Below are 14,599 nucleotides of genomic sequence, written 5' to 3'. Positions count from 1 at the left end.
TTTTAGTTAATAATCGTTTTAGCTAATTGCTTCGAGTTTTAGCGATCGCATGGATGATTCAAGGTAACAAATGATTAAGAAACCAGAAGATGACTTGACGAATGAAGCTCTTTAATTTCTTGTAGTAAACTTTGATATTGTTGTCGTTTCCCTTGTTGTAGATAGAGATCGGTGGCTTTCTCAAAATCTGCTTTCACTCCCTGTTTGTGTCCCAGCGTGTAGTGGACGAGACATCGACAGTGATAGGCGTCGCCATCCTGAGGATTGAGTTCAATCGCTTGGCTAAAGTCTTCTATTGCTCCCGGATAATCTTGTAGTTGGGAGCGGACAAAACCCCGATTATAGTAAGCTAAAGCGAGGCTGGGGTCGATCTCAATTGCTTGGCTAAAGTCAGCGATCGCTCCTTGCGTATCTCCGAGGGCAGCGCGGGCAAGACCTTGATTCGTGTAAGCTTGAGCATTATCGGGATTGAGCCGAATTGCTTGGTTTAAATCAGCGATCGCTTCAAGGTAATCTCCGCTCAATACCTCGTAAACTCCGCGCTTGAAGAAGTCCTCAGCGCTCATTTGATCTGTATCGGTACTCGCCGTTAGCGTGATTTGTAATGGCTGAGCTTGAGCCATCGACGGCGAATTCAGCAGTGCCATTACAATGCTGAAGATAATGCTGAAGATGACAATCTTGCGGGAAAGGCGACTCATAACATAGACATTGAGAACATAGATGTTGAGAAAGCACTGCGTAACACCCGTCATTTAGTAGCCAATTGCTCACAGGCTGTAAGTTTGTCGCTACACAAACAAAGCCTGCCTACGCAGGCTCAATGTCAGTAGATTTTGCTCTGACTGGGATGCAACCCCATTATTTTGAGTTGAGTCGTTGTTGCCGTCAAAAGACAAGCTGTCAAACTTGAACAAGAGTGCAAGTCTGGAGTGTAAGCTTATTCAGAGATTGCACAAGGCACAAAGTTCAGATGTATGGTTCCTCTACCTAACTACCGTCCCAAACAACTTTCCCTTGGCCCTTTAGAAGCGGAGATTTTAAATATCGTCTGGGAACTCGGCTCTGCCACCGTTAAGGATGTACACGATCGCATTCTGGCTGACCCAGACCGGGAGTTAGCTTATACTTCAGTAACAACGGTGCTGCGTCGCCTGACCCAAAAAGGTTGGCTAGCTTGCGATAAACAAGAACGAAGCTTTTGCTGGCAACCTTTGGTATCGCGGGAAGAAGCGCAAGTCATTAAAGCTCACGAACAGTTACACCAGTTTTTGGCAGTGGGGAACCCGGATGTCGTCGCCGCCTTTGCAGATAGCCTAGATAGCGCTAGCGTAGAGCAAATAGAAGCGATCGCGCTTCGTCTTCAATCCGCACGCAAAGCGAGAGAGGAGGGAAAATCATGCATCTAGCGATGATTCTGACGGCGTTAGGATTGGCGTGGTGTCTGAGATGCACAGGGTTAGAGCCATCAGGAACTTGGACGCAACGCTGGCAACGATCCTTTGGGTTATTTTTGTTTCCGCCGCTGCTATTGATCGTGACAGCGATCGCAGTTATTTGCATGGGTGCAGACGGAAAGATGGGAGGACTGCAAGCCGGATGGTTCAGTTACTCCTTCGCCTGGGGATTTTTAGGCGTTGCCGGAATTTTATGTCTAAAGCTGGCACATGAAGGATGGCGTTCGGTACAACAGACACGCACTTATCCCCAAATCGAGCTTGAAGGTAAATTGGGTCGCCTTCTCAATGCCAGCGTTCTATTTAGCGCCCAAATTGGTTTCTGGCAGCCTGAATTAGTCGTCAGTCAGGGATTGTTAGAAACCCTCGATCGAGATCATCTAGAAGCAGTTCTCGCCCACGAACAAGCGCATTACTATTATCGGGATACGTTTTGGTTTTTCTGGCTTGGCTGGGTGCGCCAGATAACCGCTTGGTTGCCGAATACAGAAGCTTTGTGGCAAGAACTTTTACTATTGCGGGAACTTCGTGCGGATCGATGGGCGGCGCAACAGGTAGATCCCTTGTTGTTAGCAGAATCTCTGCTATTGGTGGTGAGTGTCTCGCCAGTACAGTCTGAAAGTTTCTGTGCAGCGTTCAGTGCCATGACCCCTCGAAATCGTTTAGAGGAGAGAATCGAAGCGCTTCTGGCACCATCAGAGGAGTCAGCTTCACCCAGCATATGGCTTTGGCATTGGATACTACTAGGGTTTCTGCCGCTAGTAACCGTGCCGTTTCACACTTAAATTTTGGTGTTGCACAATCAGGATAATTTCCTTTCAAATTTCGCGCAAAGACGCAAAGACGCTAACAAAAACTTTGCGTCTTTGCGCGAGATTATCATTAACCGAGGACGGAATTACTCAAGAAAACCACTCCAATCGAGCAGATAACCAAACCGGCAAATCGCTGCCAGGATAAAGGTTGAGTGGCAGATTTCCGGCTCACTGCATTGCCAAGCAGCATGGCAACCAAGGCAACGCCATATTGAATGAAAGTGAAACCCAGAAGGTAAGCAACAAGCGGTGTCATACCAGCACCGACGATTGCCTCGCCATAAGCATAGCCGTGAAATAAACCAGCAAGCGCTCCCAGCGCTATAAGAACCATCCAGTTTGGTTTGTTTGGCGTTAGCAGCAGCGCCCCAAAGACAATCACGGAACCGGCGATCGCTATCTCAGCTGCCGGTAAATCTAGATTGAGTAAATGAATCCCAGTTCCCGCCAGTGCTGCCAATACAAACCCGGCTGGGATGAACGCGCCCCGCACTTGCCCAACCGCCAGTAATCCAATCGCCACCACAAACGCAAAATGATCCAGTCCAATCAAGGGGTGGGCTAGCCCTGAAAAGAACCCTTCAAAGAAATTAGACGGCGTCTTGCCACCCATTGGATGGTGAGCGATCGCCCGCTGGGCACATAGGAAAGTGCTAATTAAAACCAAAAATACAATTACCGTTCGGCTTTGCATCAGATTTAAGAAAGCAAAGCGTCTATCTTTAGACATATTCTGTACCTCGCAGATTTCGCAAATCAATTTCTCTCGGCGGGTATTCTGGCTGAGAGACCAAAACGACGGATCTCATTACAGCTGCGGGACAGCGACGGTTTTACACCGAACTTTCCCCGTTACCTCTGGTGGCTGCTCCCCACCAGAACCGATTGAGTAGGGCAATCATATCACTTCAGTGCTGGCATTTTAAAAAGTATGGGTAAAATGAACCTCAACTCAAACAGATGACTCCAAGAGCCGCTTTATTTGAGGAGGAATCGGAAAAATGTGCGTTAATTGTCTGCTGGGTTCGGCTTTAATGTTCTTTACACCCAGCGTTTCCGAAGTACCATCCAACCCGACGAATCAAATTGCATTACCTCAAGAAACTCAAATAGCGATCGCTACTTGAGTGCTACTAAAATTAGCTGAGGATTTCCTTTAGCTCGTGCTGGTTCCAAAGCGAACGGTAAAGTCCAGGTTGTTGCAAAAGTTCGGCATGAGTCCCAGACTGCACAATTTGACCTCGATCCATCACAAAAATGCGATCGGCAGTTGCAGCCGCAGACAATTGGTGAGAGATAAAAATAACCGTTTTGCGCTGGATGCCTTCCGAAAGATTATTCAAAATGGCTGTGGCAGTTTGATTATCAACGCTGGAGAGAGCATCATCCAAAATCAGAATCGGGGAATCCATCAGCAAAGCACGGGCGAGAGCAGTTCGCTGTCGCTGTCCCCCTGAGAGGGTGATGCCGCGCTCTCCGACAATGGTTTCGTATTGCTGGGGAAAATTGAGAATTTCCGGGTGAATTTGCGCTTGCTTGGCAGCATTAATAATCTCTGTCTGTTCGCTCAGAGGATTGCCGTAGCGAATATTGTTTTTGATGGTGGTACTAAACAGAAAGCTGTCTTGCGGGACATAAGCGATCGCTCCGCGCAAATCGGGCAATTTGATCTGCGTAATATCATTGCCATCTACGAACAAACTATCGCTTGGAATATCCACTAATCGCGGCAAGGCATTGGCAAGTGTCGATTTTCCTGAGCCAATTGGTCCCACAATCGCCACGGTTTCCCCTGGTTCAATCGTAAAGCTAACATTCTTCAGCGCGGGCGTTTCGGCTCCCGGAAACGTATAACTGAGTTGACGCGCTGTTAATTTACCGCTTACTTTTTCAACGGGTAATGCGAGTGCATTCGGAGAATCTTTAATTTTGGCTTCTGCCATCAGAATCGACTCAATGCGGTCGATACTCACCTCACCTCGTTGGTAAGCAGTAATCGTAAAACCTAGTAAGGCGGTCGGGAAAACTAATCGTTCAGTATAGAGAATCAACGCCAGAAAATCGCCAATTGTGATCGCACCCGCCACAATTGATCGTGCTCCAACCCATAGCAATATCAGTAAGCTGATAAAAGCCATGCCTTGAATGATTGGAAACAAGACATTTCTGGTCTTTGCTAATTGGATATTGGCTTGCAACAGGCGATTATTTAACCGGGAGAAGGCACGGCGTTCGTTCTCCTCCTGAGCGTAGATTTTAATCAGACCAATCCCGCTCATATCCTCTTGAATCAACTCGCTGATGCTAGAGAGTTCCTCTTGCAACACCAGCTGTTCGTTCCGTAGGCGATCGCTAAATAGCTGCACAGCGATCAGCATAAACGGATAGACTGCGATCGCCAGCAGACTCAGCTTCAAATTAATCGATAGCATCACCGGCAATGTCAGTCCGTAGGCAAAGACTGTATTCGCCAAACTTAACACGGCAAATCCCAGCAGACGCCGGATATTATCCACATCGCTAGTCGCCCGGTTAATCAAATCTCCAGCAGTGTTGCTTGCAAAATAAGACGGTTCCAGAGTGAGTAGATGCTGAAAAATCTTTTGTTTCAGGTCAAATTCTACTTGTCGCCCGACTCCAAACAGCAAGATGCGCGAAGCCATCCGCACTACCCACATTGCCGAAGCCAGAATCAGGATTAGCGCTACATACTTCCAGATTTGAGCGAAGTCGAACGCTTGGCGGAGTTCGTCAACGCTATCTCGAATCAGCAAAGGGATATAAACGCCCACTGCATTCACAACAAACAGCGCGATAACGCCTAAGGTAGCCTGTCGCCAGTGGGGACGCAGATAAGCACCCAATTTTTGCAGCCGAGAGTGAGCCATTCTGTGAGGACTGAGGATTAAAAACTGAGAAAAGGCAACAGACAAAAAACTTTCTTGCAACCTGCAAGAAGCTTTCGCCTAACATCCAATCCCAAACCATCGTAGACGAATTGGCGCTCGTGCTGCTTCTATAAAACGAGGGGTGTCAACCAGCCGCGTAAGAAGTAGTAGATGAAAGTGAGATATTCTTCTACCACTCGCGTTGTCGTGACTAGCGCTTCCACGGTGGGAACAAAATCCGTGACGGTGATGCGTCGGGCAGGCGTTGCCCCACTTTGAAAGGTAAAGAAATCTGTAGCTCTGGGAATGACCGTGACGCCCAAATTGGCAAACGTAAGGTTGGCACGGCGAATATTTAAGCCGGAGGCAACGAGAATAATCCGGCGCGATCGAATACCGCGCTGCCTCAAGATTTCCTCAACTCTGACCGCACTGGTGCGGAGATCAACCCCACGCGGTTCAATCACAATTCGATTGCGGGGTACACCCATCCTGACCAGTAGCGCCGCGACATCGTTAGCCTCGTTAACACTATCTTGATTTCCTGTCAGCTCCGCTCTAGGTCCTGCACTGACAATCACTAAGGGGTCATTACCGCTCCGTAGCTGTTCTTGATACAGCTGAGCAGAGTATAGAATGCGATCGCCTGTATCAGTTAATTGAATCTGCGTCCGGTAGGGAAGATTGGGTTGTGTCGTCCCTCGCCCCAGCACCACAATCGCCCCCACAATTTGAGATCCGGTCGGCGTAATATCAGCCGGACATTGAGTTTGACAAATCAGTTGCCGTCGTTGCTCCAGTTGAATCGCCTCCACTTCCGCTTGCTGAGCCAGCCAGTAGGCAACGATTGGCAAACTAGACAACAGCAAAACGAAGAAGGCTATCCTAAGTTGGTTCCAGGCTACGCCTGTTAGCGCATTCTTTTTCACTCCGCCAATGGCGAACAATAAAAGCATAATCGACAACCCCAACGGTTTGAGCGGAAACGAAAGAATGTTCCAGGCACTCGATACCAACCTTTCATTGGGGTTGTAAAACGCCATCACCATGATGACAAACAACAGCAGCCCGCCCAACCAAGCGAGATATTGTTTGGGAATCCATCGCACTAACAAAAAATAGACTAAGGTGCCAATCAGCAGCCACAGCAGAACCCGCGTTAGTAGTAAAAACATAGTAGGTAATTGGTAATGGGTAATTGGTAATGGGTAATTGGTAACGACTATTCACCAGCGATTACCGATTGCCTCTTATTGACGTTTCAATTTTGCCCGAATCGCCTCGGTTACGGTTTGAATTACCTTAACACGGGCATAGTATTTATCATTCGCAGCAACAATTGTCCAGGGAGCGTTAGGAGTGTTCGTCCGCTGAATTGCTTGATTGACTGCCACTTCATAGAAAGCCCAATTGTCCCGATTTCGCCAATCTTCGGCGGTGAGTTTGTATTCTTTAAAGGGGTCATTCTGACGCGATATGAATCGCTGATACTGTTCTTCAGGACTAATATGCAGCCAGAACTTGACCAAAACGTAGCCTGCATTCGTCAGTTGGCTCTCAAACTCATTGATTTCCTGGTAGGCTCTGCGCCATTCCAGTTCTGTGGCAAAACCTTCAACACGCTCTACTAACACTCGCCCGTACCAGCTGCGGTCATCAATGCCAATTGTCCCTGCTGTTGGCAACCACCGCCAGAACCGCCAGAGGTAGTGATGCGCTTTCTCTTCATCCGTAGGTGCTGCGAAGGGATGAACGGCATAACTGCGGGGGTCGAGGACATCGGTTAAGCGTTTGATGGCTCCTCCTTTCCCAGCCGCATCCCAACCTTCAAACAGCACCAAGACGGGCACTTGATGTTTGTGAATCTTCATCTGAAGCTTCAGCAGTTCTACTTGGGCATCGCGTAACTGCTTTTTGTACTCATCCCTGGAGAGAGCAAGATTGAGATCGACTTGCGCTAAGAGATCCGGCTCTGCTGGGTTGAGGTGTTTTTGAGGGGGTACAGGGGTGATAGGCGTCCGAATGTGAAGTCGGTCGAGGGCTTCTGTGAGAGTGGCAGCGAATTGGGTGAGGACTTTCACCTGCGCCCAGCGTTGGCAGTTGCCCTCCACTAATGTCCAGGGGGCGGAGCCAGTGCTGGTTTGGACGAGCATTTCTTCGGCATAATCTACATATTTACCGTAGTGTTTCTCTTGTTTCCAGTCTTCCGGACGCACTCGCCAAGCGTCTAACGGATCTTTGGCATATTCTTTGAGTCGGTGCTTTAATTCTTTGCGGCTTAGATGAATCCAGAATTTAGCGATCGCATTTCCATCATCCACCAGTTGGCGCTCAAAGGCGTTTATCTGGGCCATCACGCTTGGGATTTTTGAGTCCTCGATTCGTTCAAACAGCCGGTCTTCCAAAACATGGGTGTACCAGCTGTGATAAAAAATCCCAATACTGCCCTTTACTGGCAGTCTCCGCCAGAAGCGCCACAAAAAAGGGTATTGTTGCTCTTCCTGGTTGGGAGGCCAAATCGGGTGAACCGTAAACCCTCGCGGGTCCATGTAATTGACCATTTTCTTGACTAAAGCACCTTTCCCCGCTGCCGCCCAACCTTCCAGCACGACAATCATGGGTAGCTTTTTGTCCCAGCAAGCCTTTTGGAGCGATCGCACTTGACGCATTAGCGTCTCAATCTGAGAATCATAGATATTTTTATCGAGGCAAAGATTCAAGTCCAGCGTATCTAGCATGATGTTGACTAGAAAAGAGCAGTACCTTTAACTATCTCCTAGTCTTGCACTTGTTGCGCTGACTATTCAGTAACAATCTGCAAATGTCAAAGCTTAGACATAAAAATACAGGAGCCAAAAACAAGAAGACAAAAGCGCTTTTTCTTCTTGTTTTTGGCTCCAGGCACTAGATAGTTTGAAAAGAATCGGTAATTGGTAAATTACATCCCGTTACCAACTACCCATCTGATTATTTTGCTTCAAATGCTCCGATATCGCAAACACCACCTTGCGGTCTGGCAACACCTCGTTGATCCGTTGCCAAGCAAGTCGCGTTATTTCCTGTATTAATCGCTGGACTCCCTGCTAATAAGGGTAGAGTCTGAGTCAAACCACCAGTCGCAGAAAGTGCGCCTAGTATTGGTTCAATAATCGTGATGCCAAGCGCGCAGTTTTTGTCAGTGGGATCGTTTGGGTTTTTGGCGGGAAATTGGATATTGTTGCCGCCATTAGTCATTTCGTCAGAACAATTCTGCTTAATATTCCAGGTATTCCCGCCATTATCCGCTTTATTGTTAGCGATAATTGTATTTTTCAGGGTTATATCTGGACTGCTGCCAAAAATACCAGCCCCCATAAACCCAGCATAATTGTTAGCAATCGTGACATTATTGATGGTCATCTTGCCACTGGTTCTCATGATTGCGCCGCCTAGACCCCCCTTGGCATCTGGAGTCACAGCACGATTCCCTGAAAAAGTAGTATTAGAAACTTCTGCGCTTACGTCATTTCCCGTCCACAGTCCCCCGCCCTGATTCGCAGAAATGTTGCCAGAGAAGGTAGTGTTCCTCACTATAAAAATAGTGCTGTTTGTTCCGGCAGTGTAATTAGGGGCAGTTGTGGTGCCACCGACCACGAAAATAGCACCGCCAAATCCTTTGTCGCCAGTGCCCGTAACGCTATTTCCAGAGAAGGTGTTATTTTCGATTGTCGTCGTATTGTTGTTATAAAGTTGATTAAAAAAAGCCCCACCTTGATTGGTGGCAATATTGTTTGTGAAGGTGTTGTTCCGGAGAATAATTTTACCTAAATTACCATTCGCACCATCATTATAAATGGCACCACCCGCCCCCCCAGGAGCCACAATTCCAGCGGTATTTCCCGTGAAAGTGCTATTCGTTACGGTTAAGTCGCTGAGCAAGTCATAGATTGCTCCGCCGAGGCTAGCTTGATTTCCGGTAAAAGTGCTTTTATCTACAACAATTGTACTTTCACTTTTACTATAGATGGCACCGCCTCCGGCCTCCCCAGGCTTCGTGGATTTGTTATTGTTAAAGGTACAGTTAAGTACCACTAACTTACCTCTGTAGCCGCTATAAACGCCGCCCCCATTTTCGGTACTAAAGCCATTCGCAATAGTGAGATTTCTTAGGGTCAATTGCACGAGGCTATCAGTGGAAAAAATCCGATTAGTTCCATTTCCGCTGAGAGTTACTACACTTCGTCCGTCGATTACTGTATTCGCGGAAAGTACCTTTTCTTTCACTACAATCGTATGCGGACTAGAACCACAATTAAAGGTTACAGTCCCCCCGCCTACTAAAGCAGTATCTAAAGCAGCTTCAGTACAACTTGCAGCGGTTCCGTTCCCGACAGTTCCAGCCGCCTCAGCTTTTTGATGTGAGGAAATCGTTAAGGCAACACAGAAAGCGAGAGTTAAGAAATAGACTGGTTGTTTCATACCAAAAACCTCATTGTTCAATATTAGAAGAGATTTATTGTTCGCAATTGCATGACCAAATGAGCTTACTTATTTTTGGGCGTAGAATACTGTGCAATTGCAAAAAAAGGTTGGAAGTGAGAAAGGTTAGAAGCTGAGCTAACAACCCAAATATTTGACAGACTCAATATTTGTTGGTTCCCTAACGAATCCGGCAGTCTCAGATCGAGGAATAAGTTGTAATCTGAAATAGAGCCTTTACCAAAAATAGGAATTTTAATCCTCCGCGAATATACGTAGTTTTAACTATGTAAAATTGTCTTGCGACAAGCCTTGTTAAATAGTTCTTCGTTATAGCTGTCAATCCGGAAAACTTTTCGATTTTCAGTAAATTTACACAGGTTTTATAGTATTAAAGCATTGCCAAAGTACAAATATATTTTTATTTAAAAATAGAAATCATGGTTAACCGTATAATTAGCTATTAATTCGTATTTGCGCGTACACAATAAAATTAACTTTATCCCTATATTTACACAAATAGAGTTTAAGAAAATTCGCTTTTAAAAATATTTTATTTATTTATTAATGAAGCCTGTTTGAGATCCTGATAGTTCTATCAATCCTGGTAATGAGGAGCAGGATAAATCATGACCCCAATGGGTTAACACCAGATGAAATCAGCTTTTGAAAGTTCTGGCGTATTGCTTGGCTTACTTGCCGTTGCACCAGCGATCGCTGTGAAACCGGCACAGGCAGAAACGATTGTTCCAGCTCAAGACGGTACGGGCACAATTGCCGCTCCTGAAGGCAATACAATCAATATCGGCGGAGGAAAACTGTCTGGCGATGGAGCAAACCTTTTCCACAGCTTTGAGCAATTTAACCTCAATGCAGACCAAATAGCTAACTTTATTTCTAATCCCAAAATTGAAAATATTTTAGGCAGAGTAGTGGGTGGAGATCCCTCTACCATTGATGGCTTAATTAAAGTCAGCGGAGGAAATTCTAATTTATACCTGATGAATCCATCGGGGATTATATTTGGTGCCAATGCCAGATTGGATGTGCCGGGAAGCTTTACCGCAACCAGTGCTACAGGGATTGGTTTTGGCTCTAATTCTTTTAATGCTAGCGGCGATAATAATTACGCAACCTTAACGGGAATGCCCAGCAGTTATTCGTTTAATACTGCTCAACCGAGTGTTATTGTCAACTCTGGAGAACTAGCAGTTAAAGAAGGGCAAAATCTTACCTTGCTGGGTGGCACTGTTGTTAGCCAGGGAACGCTGTCAGCACCAGGAGGTAAACTAATTGTGGCAGCAGTACCAGGACAGAATACAGTCCGGATTAGTCAACCCGGTCAATTGCTAAGTTTAGAAATTCACCCCATTTCTTCTGATGCTAGTCAGCCTTCAACCGGAACAGTTTCCTCTCTACCCCAACTACTAACGGGTAGTAAAGCGGGAAATGCCACTGGACTGACTACAAATAGCAAAGGAGAGGTAGAACTAACAGGTTCTGGTATCAAAGTAGAAGCGGGGGATGTGGTAGTCCGTCAGCTCAATGCGGGAACAGCTACACTTTCAGCCAACCATAATTTGACTCTGGTTGAAAGCCAAATACAGACATCTGGGGATATGAATTTGCTGGCAAAAGATACCGTGCGAGTGCGGGATAGCGTCGCGACTCCTTTTGTGGCAAAGGCGGGAGGGAATCTCACCGTTCAAGGCAATAAAGCGGTTGATATTTTGGCGCTGAATCACCCAGAAACACCCTTTCAAAGTGGCGGCAATCTCAGTTTAATCAGTGATGGAGTGATTTCTGGAGATGCTCACTATTCAGCAGGGCGGAATTTCTCAATTCTCAACTTATCGGGAGCAGGCGGCAAGTTTCAAAGTATTTATGACCCCATCATTACGTCTGATGGCGATGTCATGCTTGATTCTTATACGGGCGCTTCCCTGAAGATAATCGCAGCCGGAAAAATTACGATTAGTGGAGATATCGTCATTAATGCGATCGATCCAGAGGTAGATCCTAATAGTCGTGCCCTGATTTTACAAGCAGGTGCGACTGGGACAACTGATAACGTACCCTTCACCGAACCCTTTCCGGGTGCCCCTCCCGAATATTTTGACGATGCAGGCGCAAATCCCTCCTACACAACCTTTGTGAAATCTCCTACCTCAGCTGGAACGATTACAGTTGCAGGAACCATTAAATCTGATGATTTATTGGGACCAGCGGAACCTTTAAATGTTACCTTGTCGGCACCGGGTGATATTAATGTTCAAACCATTCAGTCGTCTGGTGGAAATATAAGTATTAGCAGCACCAGCGGTTCTATTAATGCCGCCGATCCAGTTAATCAAGTTTACAATTTAGACTCTCGTAATCGCCCTGGTAATGCAGGTGCAATTACCCTCAGCGCCCCATTGGGAAATATTACAACCGGAGATATCTTTTCCTCTTCTGATAACTTTGGCACGGCTGCTTCTGGGACTGGCGGCGCGATCGCAATTAGCGCCGGAGGCAATATCAAGACTGAAACCATAGATTCCAGTTCTAAGTGCAATTCTTGCTCTTCCTCTGGCAATGGCGGTGACATTACGCTGATTGCTGGTAATGATATCGCCGCCAAAATCATCGATGCTCAGAGTCTTGGCAGTGGCACTGGCGGTAATGTAACTATCGCGGCGGGACAGAATCTCACCGTTGATAATAAGTTCGTTACTTTTACCTACAACAACCCCAGCATTAACACGACAGGAACGGGCGGGGGTGGAGCCATTAATATCAATCATCACGGGGGAGTTCCAGTCCCCTCGACTCCATTTGCTGTTGGCGATCCCACGACGAATGGAACTGCCCAAGCCATCACCACGGGCACTTCGACAATATCGCCCCCCGAATCTTTCCCCGGTGGAACTGTTCAGGGCAATATTACGATCAATACCACTCCTCCACCGCCAATTCCCGCGCCAATTCCTGCACCAATTCCTGCGCCAACTCCCGTGCCAAGTCCTGCGCCAACTCCTACCCCCATACCCAGTTCAAATCCCCAACCGGAACCTGGGAACCAACCCAAGACAGAAATTGTGACAGACTTTCAAGGAAATACACTCTCACCTGTACCAGTAGCGGGTGCAGAAAATCAAAGACCGATTTTGTGTACGGTAGAGAGTCTCGAAGATGAAAAGCTGCCACTTTTACACAGGTTGCCTCGCTGTCAAGAACACCGCGATCGCCGCAATCAACCACCGGCAAGCTCTAAAACCCTGTTTGTTCCCCGACAACAAAGCGATCGCGCAGTTCCTCAAAAGTAATCAATGTCGCTAAAGCGCTGGTTTGTAAGCTCAGCCGCAAAAATCTCTAAGATATAATTTTGAATCGCACAGAAATGGGGATGCTTCCGCGTTTCTGTGCGATTTTCCGACGAAAGAGGTATGCGATCGCTAGTTTGGTGAAGGAAAGTATTTATAAGGAACACAAGCTCTCTTACCGAGGACAACGCATTGCCCTCAGTTAGCTATCCTTATAAAGCACTGATTCAAAGTTTGAGAAGGTATTGAACGTGTCGCAAGTCAAACCAACCATTCTGGTGACGGGTGGAGCTGGATATATTGGAACCCATGCCGTACTGGCGCTGATCAAGGCAGGCTATGGGGTCGTGGTATTAGATAACCTGGTGTATGGACATCGGGAATTGGTGGAAAATGTACTCAAAGTAGAGCTGGTAGTGGGAGATATGAGCGATCGCGCTCTCCTCGACCAGCTCTTTGCCACTCGCAACATTGCGGCAGTCATGCACTTTGCCGCCTATATTGCGGTGGGAGAGTCCGTCACCGATCCCGCGAAATACTACCACAACAACGTCGCTGGCACCCTGACACTGTTAGAAGCAATGGTGGCAGCGAACGTGAAGAAATTTGTCTTTTCTTCCACTTGTGCCATCTACGGGATGCCCCAGGAAGTTCCCATGACCGAACACCATCCCCAAAATCCCCTTAGTCCTTACGCGACGAGTAAGTGGATGGTAGAGAAAATTCTGGCAGATTTTGATATTGCCTACGATTTAAAGTCCGTGGCGTTCCGCTATTTCAATGCCTCTGGTGCCAATCCCGATGGCTTACTCGGTGAGGATCACGAGCCAGAAACGCACCTGATTCCCCTGGTACTTCAGACAGCTTTGGGCAAACGGGAATCTATCTTCATTCTCGGCACCGATTACCCGACACCGGATGGCACTGGAATTCGGGACTACATCCACGTCAGCGACTTGGCAGATGCTCACGTTTTAGGGCTAGAGTATCTCCTGCAAGGGGGAACGAGCGATGTCTTTAACTTAGGCAATGGCAACGGTTTCTCCGTCAGAGAAGTGATTGAGACAGCCAAGGCGGTCACGGGGCGGGAGATCAAAGCAGTAGAACGCGATCGCCGTGCCGGGGACGCCCCTATTTTAGTTGGCAGCAGCGATAAAGCAAAAAAAATTCTCGGTTGGTGTCCGCAATACGCAGACCTGAGTAAAATCGTTGCTGACGCTTGGCAATGGCATCAGCATCGTCATGGATAATTCTGGAGTGGAAGTTAGATTAGGTCGTTTAGAATCGATTGTTGAACAAATTGCAGAGGCAGTACTTGCCAGCGCTGACACAATTGACCGTCTTGGCGAGCGAGTAGATGCTCTCACAATTCAAGTACAACAACAGGGAAACCTTAGGGAGGCAGTAATTGCCACTAATGAGACAATTAACCGCCTTGCTGACCGAGTGGATGCCCTGACCATTCAAGTACAAGAACAGGGGCATCAAGTCCAACAGCAGCACTATCAAATTTTTGCCTTAAGCGATGCGGTGCAAACCTTGGCAGAAACCCAAGATGATTCTCTTGTGCGGTTGATGCAGCTAACAGAAGCTTTACAACGCCTTGTGGATGCCATTGAAGCAACGGAAGAGACCGAATCTTAATCTCGGTCTCTGGTTTGCCATCGTATCCCGAT

Annotated in this window: 13 protein-coding genes and 1 riboswitch; of the genes, 7 read left to right on the top strand and 6 right to left on the bottom strand. The window is 47.2% G+C overall.

Annotated features, from left to right (window positions below; all coding sequences use genetic code 11):
* Nucleotides 1–74 precede the first annotated feature (74 nt).
* Nucleotides 75–755, bottom strand: coding sequence for a tetratricopeptide repeat protein (locus tag NC997_RS07985; protein ID WP_190530381.1), 681 nt, complete (start codon nucleotides 753–755; stop codon nucleotides 75–77).
* 222 nt (nucleotides 756–977) lie between these two features.
* Here NC997_RS07985 and NC997_RS07980 point away from each other — a divergent pair, with 222 nt between their 5' ends.
* Together NC997_RS07980 and NC997_RS07975 are read left to right on the top strand one after the other, a co-directional pair.
* Nucleotides 978–1,409 carry a BlaI/MecI/CopY family transcriptional regulator gene (locus NC997_RS07980; RefSeq protein ID WP_190410694.1) on the top strand — a complete coding sequence of 144 codons (432 nt, stop codon included), beginning with the start codon at nucleotides 978–980 and terminating at the stop codon, nucleotides 1,407–1,409.
* Complete coding sequence (locus NC997_RS07975) at nucleotides 1,400–2,242, top strand: M56 family metallopeptidase (protein WP_190530379.1); 843 nt, start codon at nucleotides 1,400–1,402, stop codon at nucleotides 2,240–2,242. The genes NC997_RS07980 and NC997_RS07975 overlap by 10 nt, the downstream gene beginning before the upstream one ends.
* Nucleotides 2,243–2,339: 97 nt before the next feature.
* Here NC997_RS07975 and NC997_RS07970 read toward each other — a convergent pair whose 3' ends face one another.
* A complete protein-coding gene (locus NC997_RS07970) occupies nucleotides 2,340–3,002 on the bottom strand; it encodes a HupE/UreJ family protein (RefSeq protein WP_190530377.1) in 663 nt (220 codons plus the stop codon).
* A 20-nt stretch (nucleotides 3,003–3,022) separates the two neighbouring features.
* Nucleotides 3,023–3,173: riboswitch (cobalamin riboswitch) on the bottom strand.
* A gap of 100 nt (nucleotides 3,174–3,273) precedes the next feature.
* On the opposite strand from NC997_RS07970, the gene NC997_RS07965 reads away from it, so the two are divergent.
* The gene (locus tag NC997_RS07965; RefSeq protein ID WP_277879644.1) at nucleotides 3,274–3,399 is read left to right on the top strand and encodes a hypothetical protein; all 126 of its coding nucleotides are present in this window, start codon (nucleotides 3,274–3,276) and stop codon (nucleotides 3,397–3,399) included.
* 12 nt (nucleotides 3,400–3,411) lie between these two features.
* Here NC997_RS07965 and NC997_RS07960 read toward each other — a convergent pair whose 3' ends face one another.
* From NC997_RS07960 to NC997_RS07945, 4 genes are all read right to left on the bottom strand, one after another.
* A complete protein-coding gene (locus NC997_RS07960; RefSeq protein WP_190530465.1) occupies nucleotides 3,412–5,160 on the bottom strand; it encodes an ABC transporter ATP-binding protein in 1,749 nt (582 codons plus the stop codon).
* Nucleotides 5,161–5,288: 128 nt separating this feature from the next.
* Nucleotides 5,289–6,335 carry a YdcF family protein gene (locus NC997_RS07955; protein WP_190410690.1) on the bottom strand — a complete coding sequence of 349 codons (1,047 nt, stop codon included), beginning with the start codon at nucleotides 6,333–6,335 and terminating at the stop codon, nucleotides 5,289–5,291.
* Between the two features lie 75 nt (nucleotides 6,336–6,410).
* Nucleotides 6,411–7,898 carry a polyphosphate:AMP phosphotransferase gene (gene pap, locus NC997_RS07950; RefSeq protein ID WP_190530375.1) on the bottom strand — a complete coding sequence of 496 codons (1,488 nt, stop codon included), beginning with the start codon at nucleotides 7,896–7,898 and terminating at the stop codon, nucleotides 6,411–6,413.
* A 229-nt stretch (nucleotides 7,899–8,127) separates the two neighbouring features.
* Nucleotides 8,128–9,618 carry a choice-of-anchor Q domain-containing protein gene (locus NC997_RS07945; RefSeq protein WP_190530373.1) on the bottom strand — a complete coding sequence of 497 codons (1,491 nt, stop codon included), beginning with the start codon at nucleotides 9,616–9,618 and terminating at the stop codon, nucleotides 8,128–8,130.
* 653 nt (nucleotides 9,619–10,271) lie between these two features.
* Between NC997_RS07945 and NC997_RS07940 the strand changes: the two genes are divergently transcribed.
* Genes NC997_RS07940 through NC997_RS07925 form a run of 4 tightly spaced genes read left to right on the top strand, consistent with a single transcriptional unit; the run spans nucleotide 10,272 to nucleotide 14,567 of the window.
* A complete protein-coding gene (locus NC997_RS07940) occupies nucleotides 10,272–12,926 on the top strand; it encodes a filamentous hemagglutinin N-terminal domain-containing protein (protein WP_190530371.1) in 2,655 nt (884 codons plus the stop codon).
* A 59-nt stretch (nucleotides 12,927–12,985) separates the two neighbouring features.
* Nucleotides 12,986–13,129 (top strand): hypothetical protein, encoded by a 144-nt coding sequence (locus tag NC997_RS07935; protein ID WP_190410686.1) that lies wholly within the window; start codon nucleotides 12,986–12,988, stop codon nucleotides 13,127–13,129.
* Nucleotides 13,130–13,174: 45 nt separating this feature from the next.
* Nucleotides 13,175–14,173, top strand: a complete 999-nt coding sequence (galE, locus tag NC997_RS07930; protein WP_190530369.1) for a UDP-glucose 4-epimerase GalE — start codon at nucleotides 13,175–13,177, stop codon at nucleotides 14,171–14,173.
* Nucleotides 14,166–14,567 carry a hypothetical protein gene (locus NC997_RS07925; protein WP_190410684.1) on the top strand — a complete coding sequence of 134 codons (402 nt, stop codon included), beginning with the start codon at nucleotides 14,166–14,168 and terminating at the stop codon, nucleotides 14,565–14,567. Before galE ends, NC997_RS07925 begins: the two co-directional genes overlap by 8 nt.
* Nucleotides 14,568–14,599 lie beyond the last annotated feature (32 nt).

This window comes from Trichocoleus sp. DQ-A2 (assembly GCF_039961915.1).
GTDB lineage: Bacteria > Cyanobacteriota > Cyanobacteriia > Cyanobacteriales > FACHB-T130 > FACHB-T130.
The sequence above is the reverse complement of the archived record's forward strand: the minus strand, read 5'-3'. Positions and strand labels throughout refer to the sequence as shown.

Coding starts and splice junctions, on each gene's coding strand:
- NC997_RS07940 (WP_190530371.1), top strand. CDS start 10,272: ATGAAATCAGCTTTTGAAAGTTCTGGCGTATTGCTTGGCTTACTTGCC.
- NC997_RS07970 (WP_190530377.1), bottom strand. CDS start 3,002: ATGTCTAAAGATAGACGCTTTGCTTTCTTAAATCTGATGCAAAGCCGA.
- NC997_RS07960 (WP_190530465.1), bottom strand. CDS start 5,160: ATGGCTCACTCTCGGCTGCAAAAATTGGGTGCTTATCTGCGTCCCCAC.
- NC997_RS07980 (WP_190410694.1), top strand. CDS start 978: ATGGTTCCTCTACCTAACTACCGTCCCAAACAACTTTCCCTTGGCCCT.
- NC997_RS07965 (WP_277879644.1), top strand. CDS start 3,274: ATGTGCGTTAATTGTCTGCTGGGTTCGGCTTTAATGTTCTTTACACCC.
- NC997_RS07925 (WP_190410684.1), top strand. CDS start 14,166: ATGGATAATTCTGGAGTGGAAGTTAGATTAGGTCGTTTAGAATCGATT.
- NC997_RS07945 (WP_190530373.1), bottom strand. CDS start 9,618: ATGAAACAACCAGTCTATTTCTTAACTCTCGCTTTCTGTGTTGCCTTA.
- pap (WP_190530375.1), bottom strand. CDS start 7,898: ATGCTAGATACGCTGGACTTGAATCTTTGCCTCGATAAAAATATCTAT.
- NC997_RS07975 (WP_190530379.1), top strand. CDS start 1,400: ATGCATCTAGCGATGATTCTGACGGCGTTAGGATTGGCGTGGTGTCTG.
- NC997_RS07955 (WP_190410690.1), bottom strand. CDS start 6,335: ATGTTTTTACTACTAACGCGGGTTCTGCTGTGGCTGCTGATTGGCACC.
- NC997_RS07985 (WP_190530381.1), bottom strand. CDS start 755: ATGACGGGTGTTACGCAGTGCTTTCTCAACATCTATGTTCTCAATGTC.